This is a genomic window from Paenibacillus amylolyticus (assembly GCF_003719335.1).
GTDB lineage: Bacteria > Bacillota > Bacilli > Paenibacillales > Paenibacillaceae > Paenibacillus > Paenibacillus amylolyticus_D.
Window position 1 is genome coordinate 167,149 of record NZ_RIAS01000006.1, and the last position, 13,680, is coordinate 180,828.

At 50.0% G+C, this 13,680-nt stretch carries 11 protein-coding genes; 1 reads left to right on the plus strand and 10 read right to left on the minus strand.

What is annotated here, in order from left to right; all coding sequences use genetic code 11:
- Positions 1 to 28: 28 nt before the first annotated feature.
- The 5 genes from ssuE to EC604_RS13400 all read right to left on the minus strand — a co-directional run bounded on the left by ssuE (position 29) and on the right by EC604_RS13400 (position 5,860).
- Complete coding sequence (gene ssuE / locus EC604_RS13380) at positions 29 to 577, minus strand: NADPH-dependent FMN reductase (protein WP_123064644.1); 549 nt, start codon at positions 575 to 577, stop codon at positions 29 to 31.
- 25 nt (positions 578 to 602) lie between these two features.
- On the minus strand, positions 603 to 1,544 hold the full coding sequence (locus tag EC604_RS13385) for an ABC transporter permease (protein WP_192895108.1): 942 nt from the start codon (positions 1,542 to 1,544) through the stop codon (positions 603 to 605).
- 70 nt (positions 1,545 to 1,614) lie between these two features.
- On the minus strand, positions 1,615 to 2,547 hold the full coding sequence (locus tag EC604_RS13390; protein WP_123064645.1) for an ABC transporter permease: 933 nt from the start codon (positions 2,545 to 2,547) through the stop codon (positions 1,615 to 1,617).
- Between the two features lie 78 nt (positions 2,548 to 2,625).
- A complete protein-coding gene (locus tag EC604_RS13395) occupies positions 2,626 to 4,275 on the minus strand; it encodes an ABC transporter substrate-binding protein (RefSeq protein WP_123064646.1) in 1,650 nt (549 codons plus the stop codon).
- A gap of 241 nt (positions 4,276 to 4,516) precedes the next feature.
- Entirely contained in the window at positions 4,517 to 5,860 is a 1,344-nt protein-coding gene (locus EC604_RS13400) for an LLM class flavin-dependent oxidoreductase (RefSeq protein ID WP_123064647.1), read from the minus strand.
- Positions 5,861 to 7,030: 1,170 nt separating this feature from the next.
- On the opposite strand from EC604_RS13400, the gene EC604_RS29725 reads away from it, so the two are divergent.
- Complete coding sequence (locus EC604_RS29725; RefSeq protein ID WP_151458074.1) at positions 7,031 to 7,366, plus strand: hypothetical protein; 336 nt, start codon at positions 7,031 to 7,033, stop codon at positions 7,364 to 7,366.
- Between the two features lie 206 nt (positions 7,367 to 7,572).
- Here the strand turns inward: EC604_RS29725 and EC604_RS13405 are convergent, their stop codons facing one another.
- The 5 genes from EC604_RS13405 to EC604_RS13425 form a co-directional block, all read right to left on the minus strand.
- Positions 7,573 to 9,219: a glycosyltransferase family 2 protein gene (locus EC604_RS13405; protein WP_123064648.1), complete on the minus strand. Its 1,647-nt coding sequence runs from the start codon at positions 9,217 to 9,219 to the stop codon at positions 7,573 to 7,575.
- Between the two features lie 64 nt (positions 9,220 to 9,283).
- Positions 9,284 to 10,045 carry a GT-D fold domain-containing glycosyltransferase gene (locus EC604_RS13410; protein WP_240036856.1) on the minus strand — a complete coding sequence of 254 codons (762 nt, stop codon included), beginning with the start codon at positions 10,043 to 10,045 and terminating at the stop codon, positions 9,284 to 9,286.
- A 986-nt stretch (positions 10,046 to 11,031) separates the two neighbouring features.
- On the minus strand, positions 11,032 to 11,763 hold the full coding sequence (locus EC604_RS13415; RefSeq protein WP_123064649.1) for a sugar phosphate nucleotidyltransferase: 732 nt from the start codon (positions 11,761 to 11,763) through the stop codon (positions 11,032 to 11,034).
- On the minus strand, positions 11,760 to 12,533 hold the full coding sequence (locus EC604_RS13420) for a glycosyltransferase family 2 protein (RefSeq protein WP_123064650.1): 774 nt from the start codon (positions 12,531 to 12,533) through the stop codon (positions 11,760 to 11,762). The genes EC604_RS13415 and EC604_RS13420 overlap by 4 nt, the downstream gene beginning before the upstream one ends.
- Positions 12,530 to 13,648 (minus strand): glycosyltransferase family A protein, encoded by a 1,119-nt coding sequence (locus tag EC604_RS13425; RefSeq protein WP_240036858.1) that lies wholly within the window; start codon positions 13,646 to 13,648, stop codon positions 12,530 to 12,532. Before EC604_RS13425 ends, EC604_RS13420 begins: the two co-directional genes overlap by 4 nt.
- Positions 13,649 to 13,680 lie beyond the last annotated feature (32 nt).

Sequence of the window (13,680 nt, forward strand, 5' to 3'; positions counted from 1 at the left end):
CTTATTTTTCCTATATAAAAACTCGGTTTTAGGATATCGTAATCCCATCCTTTTCCAGTGTCAATCTTAATTCTTCCAAAGAACGATCCAGACGGGCGGTAATGTCTTCCGCCAGTGTAAATGTTCCGTCCTCATTGCGTTCAATCGCCTGATCCACTGCGTATACGCCGCCAAGAATATGGCGTCCGCCGAGTGCTGTAAGCACAGGCTTCAATGCATAATCAATGGCAAGCAAATGTGCAATTGAACCTCCTATGACAAGGGGCAGAGTCACCTTATCTCGTAATCCTTCCTGTGGAATCAAGTCGAGAAAAAGCTTGAGCACACCGGAATAGGCTGCCTTATATACAGGGGTAGCCACAATAACGGCATCCGCTGCTTCGATAATGGCAAGTGCATCCTGAATGGCCGGGCTGTCGAACTTGGCCTGCACCAGGTCTTCAGCCGGCAAATCGGTCACCTGAATCACTTCAACGGAAATACCCGCTTTGCTTAACGTATGGCTGCTATAATCCGTAAGTCCCGTCAAACGTGATCGTTTGGACGGGGTTCCAGCAATGATAACAACATGAGACATCCTGTTCTCCTCCTTGGAATAGCGGTCAAGCCGCTCCTTTTACTTTTGGATCAAGCCTGTCGCGAATATCGTCCCCAATCAGATTTACAGCCAGAACAAACAGCGTAATGGCCAGACCCGGGAATGTACATATCCACCAGGCTACCGTCAAATAACCTCTGCCTTGGGACAGCAACGCACCCCAATCCGGAATTTCTTTCAGTACCCCGAGCCCGAGGAAACTGAGTCCAGACCCAGTCAGGATGGATGTACCTACACCCAGCGTTGCCATCACGAGCAGCGGTGACAAGGAGTGTGGCAGGACATGTTTCCAGAAAATGCGGGCATTGGAACCGCCCAGTGAACGTGTTGCTGTAATGAAGGGTAGATTTTTGACGGACATCACCTGACCACGCATCACCCTTGCATAGCCTGGTATCGAGGCTACTGCAACAGCCAGTGCAATATTCAGCAGTCCTGGCCCAAGCGCAGCAGCAACAGATAGGGCGAGTAATACACCTGGTACGGCCATAAGAATATCTACCGCCCGCATCGTTATCGTATCAACCAGTCCTCCTGCATATCCCGCAAGGATGCCAAGAGCACTGCCGACGAGACCGCCAACAAGCACGGAAGCAAAACCGATCAGTAACGAATCCCGGCTGCCATGCACAACCACACTGAAAATGTCCCGGCCGAAATAGTCTGTACCGAACAGGTGCGCAGCAGAAGGAGCCTGTAGAATGGCATCCGTCATCATCTGTGTTGGTTCATAAGGAGCAATCCAGCCAGGCACGATGGCACAAGCCACAATGAAAATGACGATAAGCAGGGCGGTATACAAAAACAACTGCGATACTGCGGATGAAACACGGCGCCGCCAAGGCAGGCGATTCCATCTCCACAGACGAGCTTTCCCGGCACTTCCAGCACTTCCGGTATTTCCTGCCCATGCCTTTTTGTCACCAACCAAAGGTTTCATACTCATAAAAATGAACGCCTCCTTCTCCTGCCTCTTCACATTTTGCAAGCTCCTGACGTGGTGTTCCTGATCTGGATCATGTGCGGACAGCTCGCCGAACCCGAGGATCAATGTACGAATACGAGATGTCTACAAACAAATTCAACACGACATAGATGATGGATGTAAAAAACACAACGCCCTGCACCACCGGCAGATCCTTCGCCATCAGCGCGTCAGCGATAATACGACCGATCCCCTGTCTGGAGAATACCGTTTCTACCACCACGGTTCCTGCCAGCAAATCCCCAATTAGCATACCGATGACCGTTACGGCGGGGATCAGTGCATTACGGAGCGCATGACCATACATGATGGCCCGTTCAGACAATCCTTTGGCCCGTAAAGCAACGATAAACGGTTCATTGATCACTTCAAGCATACTGTTACGCACCATCCGCACAATAAATCCTGCACCGACAAGTCCAAGCGTGGCTGCCGGAAGCACCAAGGTACTGAATCCGTCCGAACCCATCGCCGGGAACCAGCCGAGCTGCACGGAAAACAACAGAATGAGCAGAATGCCGGTCCAGAAGGTTGGCATCGAGATACCGAACAAACCAACGAGCCGAGCCACAACATCAATCACACCATTCCGGTGAATGGCCGACAGAACGCCAAGTGTAATGCCGATGGTGATGGCAATTAGCGAGCTGAGTGCCGTTAATGCCAGTGTTGCCGGGAAGTGCTCCACAATCTTGGGCAGTACCGGATCGGAGTTGACCATGGATTGACCAAAATCCCCGCGCAGCATATCGTCAAAATAGTTCGCAAACTGGATATAAAATGGTTGATCCAGCCCAAGCTGTGCCCGGAGATTGGCAATCATCTCCGGGGTAGCCGAGGACGGGTCCAGCATTAGCAGCACCGGATCACCCGGCAGAAGATACATGATGCAGTACACCAGCACCGAAGCTCCAAATATAACGAGAAGCGACGTTGCTAATCTTGACAAGATCAGTTGAATCATACCGGGATGGCTCCTTTCTGAAACCGGAACAGGCTGTACGCCGTGTTGGAATGATGAGACTGGATAACGCAATTTGCATTATGGCTGGATACGCACATCATTGAAGAGTGGATAACCGAGTGAATCGAACTTGATGCCTTCAACGTTTTTGGATGCAGCCACAGTGTACGGAAATACATATATTGGCAAAATAACCGCCTGTTCAATGAGATATTTCTGAATCTGACTGTAGATCTCTACCCTTTTCGCCGAATCCGTCTCTACCGCTCCCTGCTCCAGCAATTGGTCGATCTTTGGATCTGATAAACCGGATAATGTCGGACGTTCCCCTTCCGCACTGGTATGATAGAAGGCGTACAAGGCATTCGGATCTGAATTGACCTGGCTGTTGCCATACAGATCATAATCCCAGTTCTGATAGATCACGGTAGCAATGTCTTTGGTAATCACCACTTCTACCGCAATGCCCAGCGGTTTCAGCTGTTGCTGGATGATGGCAGCAATGTCATTGCGTTTTTCCCGGTTAGGGGAGCCATCTACATAACGAAGGGTCAGCTTCTTCCCGTCTTTGACACGAATCCCGTCAGTCCCCTTAACCCAGCCCTGCTCTTCCAGTAGCTGGTTCGCGCGGTTGATATCCGGTGTGATGCTTCCTTCAAGCGCCTTGTCATAGCCGAGAATGCCTGGAGACAATGCAGACCATGCGCGCTCGTAGTTACCCAGGTACAAGGTTTTCACAATGGACTCTACGTCTACGGCGGATTGTACCGCTTGCCTTACTTTTACATCATCCCACGGTGCCTTGCGCAGATTGAAAAAGAGGGTATACGGCAAACCAACCGTGTTGGCTTGCAGCAATTGCTGGTTCGGATCACTTTTGAGCGCAGCGATATTTTGCGGCGGTACGGTCTCTGCGGCAAGCACCTGCTTGCTTTGTACACTTCCGATGCGTGTTGCTTCTTCCGGTACAATTTTAAACGTGATTGTATCGATATAAGGAGCGCCTTTGTTTTCGACTGTATCCGGGCCCCAGTTATAATCCTTGTTTTTGGCTACAACGATATCCGCATTTTCATCCCATTTCACAAAGGTATACGGACCTGTGCCTACCGGATTTTTGCCCAATTGATCCCCATATTTCTTCGCAGCGGTTGGAGACACGATCCCCAGCAATGCCTGACTCAAGTTACCGAGAAATGCCTGCGAAGGCGCACTCAGATTGACTTTGATCGTATATTCATCAATGACCTCGGAGGAGCTATAAGGTCTAATCAGGGCAAGGGAATTGGCAGCTTTGGTGGCCGGATCAATGACCCGATCCAGATTGTACTTCACCGCTTCGGCGTTAAACGGGGTTCCGTCATGGAATTTCACGTCTTCACGCAGCTTGAAGGTATAACTTTTGCCGTCCTTCGATACACTCCAATCCTTGGCAAGCCAAGGTTTGATGGAACCATCGGGCAGCTGAACCACCAGATTGTCGTAGATCGTGCGAATCGCTCGTACGGCTACGGCAAGACCGCTGCGATGCGGGTCGAGCGTATCCGGTGAAGTCGCCAGCGCAAAGGTGAGGTTACCCCCTTCCGCTTTTCCGGCCTGCCCCCCGCCGGCGGAAGCCTGTGCCGCACCGCTCGTTTTGCCTCCTGATGCTGCTCCGCATCCGGACAAAACCATCACCAATGCTACTGCCAACGCCACCACTTTTGTCCATGAGATAGACCTGTTCATATCGCTTCCCCCTCTGTGTATACAGGTGTCATTAATGTGTTACGCTAAGCAAACTTGTATATATTTTATATTTCCTATGAGAAAAGTAGGTTTTAAGGCAAGAAGGATTCCTTAACTTCATTAACCCTATGATTCAAAAGAATTCGTGCTTCAATTTACGCAGGTTTGAGTCACCGCATTTAATTAACATGAAATAAAACCATTAAATGATGTTCGATTTAGAGGACATTCGGTATTCGTTTTAGATAACGTTAGGCTGTTCCTGTGTTCTGGCTGCTGTATAGCGGTTCACAGGCACCTGAACACCCAGATTGCCACGCAATGTGTCATGCTCATACTCCGTACGATAGATACCGCGTTCCTGTAGTATGGGTACCACCAACTCCACAAAGTCGGACAATCCGCTAGGCAGCTCCGAAGCAATAATGAATCCGTCTGCCGCTTCCGCCTCGAACCATTCCTGGACTTTGTCTGCCACCTGCTCCGGTGTGCCCAGGAATTGACTTCGTGGCGTTGCCGCCCGCAAAGCGACTTCGCGCAGGGTTAACCCCTGTTCTTTGGCATCTTTTTTAATCTTGTCTGTTCCACTGCGGAAGCTGTTGCTGCCTATGCCATCCAGTTCAGGGAACGGTTCATCCAGCGGATACTGGGAGAAATCATGATGCTCGAAGAAACGTCCCAAGTAGTCAAGTGCTTTATCAATAGTTACAAGGCTTGCGATCTCCTGATATTTCTGTTCCGCTTCCTCTGCCGTCCGTCCCACAATCGGGTTAATGCCTGGCAAAATAACAATATCTTGTGCTGAACGCCCATAGGAAGCTGCCCGTGTTTTGACGTCTTTATAAAATGCCTGTGCATCTTCAATGTTATCGTGTCCAGTGAATACGGCATCGGCTTCCTGTGCCGCCAGCGTTTTGCCATCCTCCGAAGAACCTGCCTGGAAAATAACCGGCTGTCCCTGCCGTGAACGAGCGATATTCAATGGCCCCTGTACAGAAAAGAATTCCCCTTCATGGTTCAGGGTGTGCAGTTTGGAAGGATCGAAGAACACACCGCTCTCCTTGTCTCTTACAAATGCATCGTCTTCCCAGGAATCCCACAATCCTTTGGTCACTTGTAAATATTCCTTTGCAATACGGTAACGCTCCGGATGTGTTGGATGATGACTTTTGCTGTAATTTTTCGCGGTACCTTCCAAGGGGGATGTCACCACGTTCCAGCCCGCACGACCGTCACTGATCAGATCAAGAGAACCGAACTGTCTGGCGACTGTAAATGGATCACTGTAGGATGTGGAGAGTGTGCCCACAAGACCAATGCGTGAAGTTACCGCAGCAAGAGCGGAAAGAATGCTGATCGGCTCGAAGCGATTCAGGAAGTGAGGAATGGATTTTTCCGTAATATAGAGACCGTCTGCAATGAATACCAGATCAAACTTGCCTTCTTCTGCCTTCAGCGCCTGACGTTTGTAAAATCCAAAGTTGACACTGGCATCGGATAGAACCTCCGGGTGCCTCCAGGTTGTGTTGCTTCCTCCAACGCCATGAATGATGGCTCCAAACTTCAAACTCCGTTTTGCTGTCATGTGCACTCCGCCTTCCTTGAAATAAGGTGATTTTATGAAACTATAATGTAGCGCATCTAAATCAATGATTGAGCATCAAAATCGAAAAATCGATTATTCCTATGAGTTTGGTTTGTTTTAATTTCACACAGCTTATCACTGCCCCGGCGAACCGGTCAACCGTGCTTCTAATAGATTTTTTCTATAACGATATCAGAGGTGTAAATAAGCGTTCATATAAGCTTTCCTTAAAAGAGAATGAGCATGATTGAAGGAAGACTGGTCGCCGATCCCTAAACAAGCAGACCTATCTGAATTGAGCTGACTGATATGGTCAGGACTTACATCATGCCGCCCATATCATCCATAGCACTCATGTAAAAAAACCGCTACGATCCTACTCCATTAGCCCTGTTAGACTTAATCCATTCCGTTCAGAGAGCCATTGCTTCATCCTGCCGCCCCAGAAGTTCTGCAGAAATGGCAACCCTTTTTACTCCATAACACTACTTTTTTAGCTGATGACATCGACATACCTCCGATTTCCATAATGGAGTCCTAGGTGCTCAGACAGACCAGCCCCACCTAGACCATGAATTCCTATCTGTTAAATAAGGATTATGGCTATAAATGTACTCCCGACCCTTTACATCGTCAATGGTTCTGCTAATAGAACAATCCTATAACAAAATAGAAAAAATAAATTTAAATTTTGAAATTAGGTAATGTCAGAGAGAGGGATCACAAAAGATGTTTAATGTTATTCTTTGAATTGCTTGGAGTAGTGCAGTGGAACACACTCCATCACAATAAACCTATCTATCAATAAAAAATGCTTTTATTATGTAATATAAACTTTTCATTTAAACAAAGGAGTGAGCTCAGACTCAATCCAATGCTTTTAATCTCTTCTCAAATCTTTTTTTCTGTAAACTTGATGCAAGAGAAACTTATAACCAAACGTTCATTCTTTCATTTTTCATTCTTTATTTTTGTATATAGTTCAGTGATACGTTTTACTGAATATGTTCTCTTCCTTTCTTTATTGAAATATCAATTTTATTATTGCGAATCTAAATAAAGTTCACATATTTTTCATATAACATAGTAATTCCAATCTTAAATGTCATATACATTTGGATTATTTTTATATATTATGTAAATATATTCCAAAAAGAGAGGATGATAGAAATGAAGAAAAAATTAATTACCGGCTTGTTAACTGTCGTTGCTTGCTTTACCGTAGCCTCAACGTCTTTGGCGTCTAGTCCTGTCATCACTAACACTGGTAACCATACATCTGAGACATCTAACATTGTATCTCCACATTCTTCTTCAAAGTGGGTTGAGCAGTATGTAACATATAATAAGCTACATTATCCAAATAGTTCTGATGTTCCTTCCACTTACTATTATGATGATGACCCATATTATGGATATATTACGCTTATCTCACTTGTGACAAGAACTACGGAAACAGATCAGTTTTGGATTGCTAAGTACCAAGGATTCATCTACAACTGGTAAACATTCTATGCCCTCCTGTTACAGGGGGGCTTTTCCCTTCTCCAATTAGTAGTATCACACTTCCCAAGTGCGTTTGAAAAATTGATCCTGCTAAAACTTCATGCGGAATAAACAGATCCGTGCGAACGTTTTGTAAAAGCTGCATAGCGTGCCGCGTTATTCATTCCGCATGTTTACATGTTGCTTCAAACCACGAACGGTAATCATCACAGATCCTGGTTCAGCAATTGAGGCGGAGCAATAATCGGCCATCCTTCCGGGATCGAATGGAGTTGTTCGGTTGATATTTGATGCACATGTCTGGAGCTTATCCCCCAACGTTCCGCTGCATAGGTGGATACAAATTTCCTGCGTTTTCCTTCGGTTACCAGATACCAAACTTCCGGTGCATCGGCAGCAGCTACAATGCTTGCGTGCATAGTTGCCATGTCGGGATCAGAAGAAGCTACAGCAAAAGGAAGGTCAGGTTCATGCGATTCGTTCCATATGTCTCCGGCGGACACCAGCGGTTCACCCGCAGGTATGCCCAGCAGATCAGGTTTGGCTACCAGCACCGGCGAGATGCCGCGTGGAACAGGAACGTTCAGTTTTCGGCGCTGATCACCTCTTAGTACGTAAACATCCCCCTTAAGATCAACAAGGAATGCACCTTCGGGATAGAAATCACCGCTTCGTCTGAACGGTGATGTTGCAGGACTGTTTTCAGAAGAGAAATCCGCGGCCCGCTGGTGTCGCTCTCCCTTTCCCACTGACGAAGATACGCTCGCTTGAGCTCGAGTTTGAGAGTATGAGTACTGAGTCTGTGCCAATCTGGAGGTTTCCAGGATGAGTGCTTGGGGATCTCCCCATTTTTGACTGTACAATTGTTCATTGCTCTTATTCACTGTATTAAAGTCCTGCTCCCCGAGCGCCTTCATGCTGACACTTCCGAAATGATGGATAAAGGCGTCACCTGCTACAGCAAGCTGGTATCCCAACATACGCACCCGTACAATCCAATCGTCATCCTCAAAGTTACCTACGGCGTAACCCTCATCCAGATACCCTACACGCTCAAACAGATCTCTGGAAAACAGCCAGCAAAATCCGACGAGCCGATCTGTCACTCGATGTTTCTCTGCGTCGGGACGATTGTGGTTGGCAGCGAAAGACCACATTTCCTCTACTTCACGATAAGGCACTTCAATCTGCTGATCTCCGCCAATGTAGTTCGTGACAGGACCCACGACACCAATCTGTGGATCGCTGTTAAGACACGTCATCATATTTTCCAGCCAGCCCGGGGTAACCAAGGTATCATTGTTCAGCACAACGATATGCCGTCCCTTTGCCATCATCAGACCCTGATTAACTCCTCCAGCGAATCCCCGATTTTCATCCAATGCAGCCACCCTCACCATACCGCCTTTGCGAAGCAGTGCGTCGGCCGTACCATCTTGAGAAGCATTGTCTACAACGATGATTTCGTAAGGAGCCGGGGTATATTTCTCAATGCTTGACACACATTGCAGTACATAATCCCGCTGATTGTAGGTCGGAATAATGATGCTGACCCCTTCAAACACAATTCCAAATGAATTCTGTCCCTGAAGAACACCATCTTCGTAACCTCGGTTATATCCCTGCTTGTATAACTTGGTGTTTCGAAGGATACGATGACTTCTTTTGCCTTTCCGTGAGGCGTTACGCCGATTACGACCACCGGCTGCATGAAGAAAAACCTTAGCAGATGTACCCGTACGATGAGGATGGCTACCCGATAATTGTGTACCCACTCTAAGCTGACTGCTCTTCTGTAAGCTGCTCTGACTATTTTTCCGTACACGATGAGGCTGTATTTCCGATTTCTTCATGTTGCTTCCTCCATTCCACTCGTGCCAGAGGCAGGGTTCTGGTACCCCCGCCCCATACGACTCACTAGAGTTGAAGCTCCCCTGTCACTAATTTGTCTGCCAAATGTCCGAAATCGAAGGCAACGCTGCCAAGTTCTCCCGCAATACGTCTGCATAACACGACCGCTGGAATGCCCGCTGCGACCAGAGCGATATCAAAGATGTGCTCGGCCGTTAGCTGCATCACCCTCGGAATATCCGCCATGCCTGATACTACAGGGATGATGCCCGTAACCTGTACCCCATGCAGTTGTAGCAAGGCTCCAAGCTCTGCCGCTTGGCTGCCGATAAGCAGCACACGCCGTCCTTGCAGAATCGGCAGCAACAGTCGGGACTGATGCAGACTGTAATTGATCGTGGAACTGGTCAATTTCAGATGGGACCAGTCGATCCCGAAATGGCGCAGCACCGGGAATAATAGTCCCTGAAACGTCGGAGCACGTGAGATGGGCACACCCACCCAGTCTGCACCCCGAATAGCTTCCGCAAGCGTCGCGCGGATGTCTGGCGTGGAGCACGGCACCCCTGCATAGGGCAGAAACGGTGCCAGCTCCTGCACTTCTGCAGCTGGCAGCACTGTATCTGCTGCCAGCGTAAGCAGTTCGCCATCCCCGAGGCGAACGACAGACAGGGGGCGCTTTGCATCCAGCGCCGCCATGATATGACCAGCCATCTCATGAGGGCTGGTTAGCCGGGTTAGGCTGGGCGCATACTGGCGGAAGCCCGCCGCGATCAAATCTGCCGCCGCTGCGGGCAGAATATGATCCGGCGGGATGTGCTGCGCCACCAGCGCCTCGCCCCCGGCGAATACGCCGTCGCGGTAGCCCGCGGCGTAACCGCCGGGCCCTGCCGCCTGCACGGCATGCTCCGCAGCCGGCAGCGGCACGCCGTTTGCGCTGCCCGCACTCGCGGCAGCGCCTTCCCGCCCCGCGGGCACGACGACACCCTGCGGGTGTGTCGTCTGGCGCGGGGCGGGGCCAGCACCGATGGCAGGCATCGCCTGTGGCGAGCTTGCGTGCGGTGCTGGCTTGGGCGCACGGCGCATCGCCGTGCGCTGCTTGGCGCGGGCCGCGGCGCGCCGGCCCAGCGCAGAAGCGCGCCTGCGCGGGGCGGGGCCTTGGCGCAGGCGGCCTTGGGCAGAGCCAGCCAGGGCTGCCCCGCTTGCCTGGCTCGCTCTATCACCTGCGGCTCTGCTGCTTCTTCGCGCTTTGTCCGCCTTTCCCTCTCCACGGGCTCTCGCAGCTTTGCCCGCCCTAATCCCGCCTCCGGGCCGACTTGCCTTGCCCACATTGACCCTATTTCCAACCCTGTCTGCTTTGCCAGCGACTATCACACTTCCAGCCATACTGCCCTTTCCCACTCTTCCAGCCGTACTTGCCGTGCCCCTACTCAACACAGCTCCAGTCCGGCCTGCCTTACTTATTCTGATCCCACCACCCGCACGGTCTCCGCCCTTCCTGCTCCCTGCTCTTACGGTACCTTTCACATGCCCCACTTCCCTGCATTATTCACTTGCACCGCTCTGCCTCCACTCTTCACAACACTCGCATTACCCAGACCTCTTCTATTCTCTACTCTCCCCTACCTTGCACATCCGACATCACTTCCCTGTAATCTGCACCTTCACTGTCTTGCCCGAATGGCCGCTGTCGCTGCACAAAACGCCGGAGCTTACTTCAAGGCTCCGGCGAGGATTCTGTTTCCATCATTTGCTTCAATCATCATCGGTTTCGATCCATGCACCGCACCGCGGCTGTATCGTGTTATTTCCGGTTAAGGCAGCTGCCCTTTCATACGTACAGCGGCCTCCTGGAGCGATTCAAATGTCCCGGCATCGCTCCAATAGTTTTGCAAAATGTCATACTCCAATCCACCGCCGGATGCATAATGGTTGTTTACATCGGTAATCTCCAGCTCTCCACGTGCAGACGGTACAATGTTATGAATCAGGCTAAACACATAATCATCATACATGTATATGCCCGTTACACAGTAAGAGGTCTTCGGCTGGCTTGGCTTTTCTTCGATGTACGCGATACGTTCCGGATGTTGTTCATCAAAGACAGGCACCCCGTAGCGACGTGCATCGTCCACCCCTTTAAGCAGTACTCGCGCCGTCCCCGCAGGTTGCTGCATATATCGTTCTACATACGGTTTCAAATCATCGCTGAACAGATTATCACCAAGCAGCACCACAAATTTTTCGCCCGGCAGAATAAACGATGATGCCAGATCAAGCGCTTCGGCAATGCCACCAGCCTTTTCCTGGATACGATACGTTAACCTGACCCCATGATCCGCTCCGCCACCAAGATACTCGGTATACAAACCAGCGGAATGTTTATTGATAACAATCAGAATATCCTCAATCCCTGCCTGACGAAGCCTGTCGATGCCATACATAATCATCGGATGTTTACCGACGGGAAGCAGATGTTTGTTAATAAGCCGGGTCAGAGGGTACAACCTGGTCCCTGTGCCACCAGCAAGAATTACACCTTTCATTCCTTGTTCCCTCCTTCATCGGATATGTCCATAAATTCACACGGATCGACTTGCCACTTATTTATGAAAATGGAACGGTTACGCTCCAACAATTGTTTCCATTCCGTATGATCTGTCTTTTGAAAACTCGCACTGCCTTGATGATGTACAAGGACATCACTGCATACCAGCAAACGGAAACCCTGCAGCCTTGCCCGATAACAATAGTCGTCATCTTCATAGTGTCCAGGGGAATACGCTTCGTCAAACCATCCTACGGCCTCCACTACACTTCGTTTCATCAGCATACACAGCCCTACGATTCGGCGTACTTCCTTCCACCTGGACACATCCGAAACATTATTGCCAGCCGCTAGCTCCTGAAAATGCTGCACATCCCGAAACGTCATATGCACCTGCTGAATACCACTGGCATAGTTCGTGACTGGACCGATGATGCCAATATGCTCATCACTGTACAGTGCTATGCGCATATTTTCCAGCCAGCATGATGTAACGGTAACATCGTTGTTCAGCAACAGCAGCTCATCTCCGCAGGCAATCCGAAGCCCAGCATTACAAGCGGCAGGGAATCCCCGATTTTCGGGTAAACGGACAAACCGGATGCGCTCCTTGGCACAATATTCGGCAGTACCGTCCCTCGAACCATTATCCACAACGATGATCTCGTACGATGTCGCTTCTCCTGTGTATGTTCGGATGGCCTCGACACAAGGCTTCAGCAATGAGAGTCCGTTATAAGTGGGTATAATGATGCTTGTCAGCGTCATCTCACATTCCTCCTGTACGCTACCTCTGCGCGGGAAGGAAGGTTGGTCCGAAGAGCATGTTCACTTGTACCCATCCACGACGCGAGTGCCTCCAGATGATCCCCAAGAATCAGTCTGGCAACATCATTACCACTACCCGTGTTTCCGGCACGCAGTCGGTTTGAGCGAATGACATCCACCTGGCATGGAGCGGATACCTTGAGTCCCTGCTTGATTGCAAGCATCTGTGCCTTCGGCGGAACGACCAGCGAAGCAGGTTTTACAGCCTGAATCATTCGTCTCGATAGGGCATGGGGCACAGCGGTCATCGAATTCGAGCCAAGGTCCCGCCGACCTAAAGTATGATTCAAATAAGCTTTGATACGGCTGACTTCGTCCTGCTTGGCAAAAGGAGGAAGCAAAGAAGTCAGGTCATTTAACGCTACATCCTGCCCCCGGTCAATCGCGAACAGGAACGGCGCCAGTTGTTCCGCAGGTATAACCATATCTCCATCCACAAACAAAACGCTCTCCGCATCTGTCATTTTGGCTCCAAGCGCCCGCCCCACATCATGCCCGGCTCGTTCCGGTTCATATACAAGTGTAATGCCGGGTTGCTCCAGCACGCGTTCCAGGCTGTTATCCGTCGTGCCGTTTAATACAACTACAATATCACGGAGGGGTAGACGCCCTAGTTGTACCAATACTTGCCCAAGTGTGCTTTCCTCATTACAGGCACAGACTACGGCAGCAGCAACATGTCGGAGGGGTAGCGGTACAATCTCTGGTAAATAGCCGGAGGACTTCGCATAGCCTTGAACAAACGCCCTGCCTGCCTGCAGTGCAGATTCGTAGCTGATCTGTTCCGGCAGATTCGCCGCGTGTACTTGCCACGTATCAGAAGCATGTTTATTCAGGTTGTCAGCATCTTCCCTGAATTGGTTGCCTGCAAGCTGGCCTGCCCGCCAAAATGGACGCAGATCCGGCATCACCTTCCGGACATTCCGCCGGCTCCGCCCGAAATTCGTACGTGGCGCGCGTTTCCCCTCAGCCTGATTTCTGCTCAGGGGTCTACTCGCCGCCATTCGCTTGGCTCGCGTCTGTCTCTTTGCCCTTACTCCTGATCTTGTTTTCATCGCTGTCACCTCCGATGTTGCCGTTTCTATCG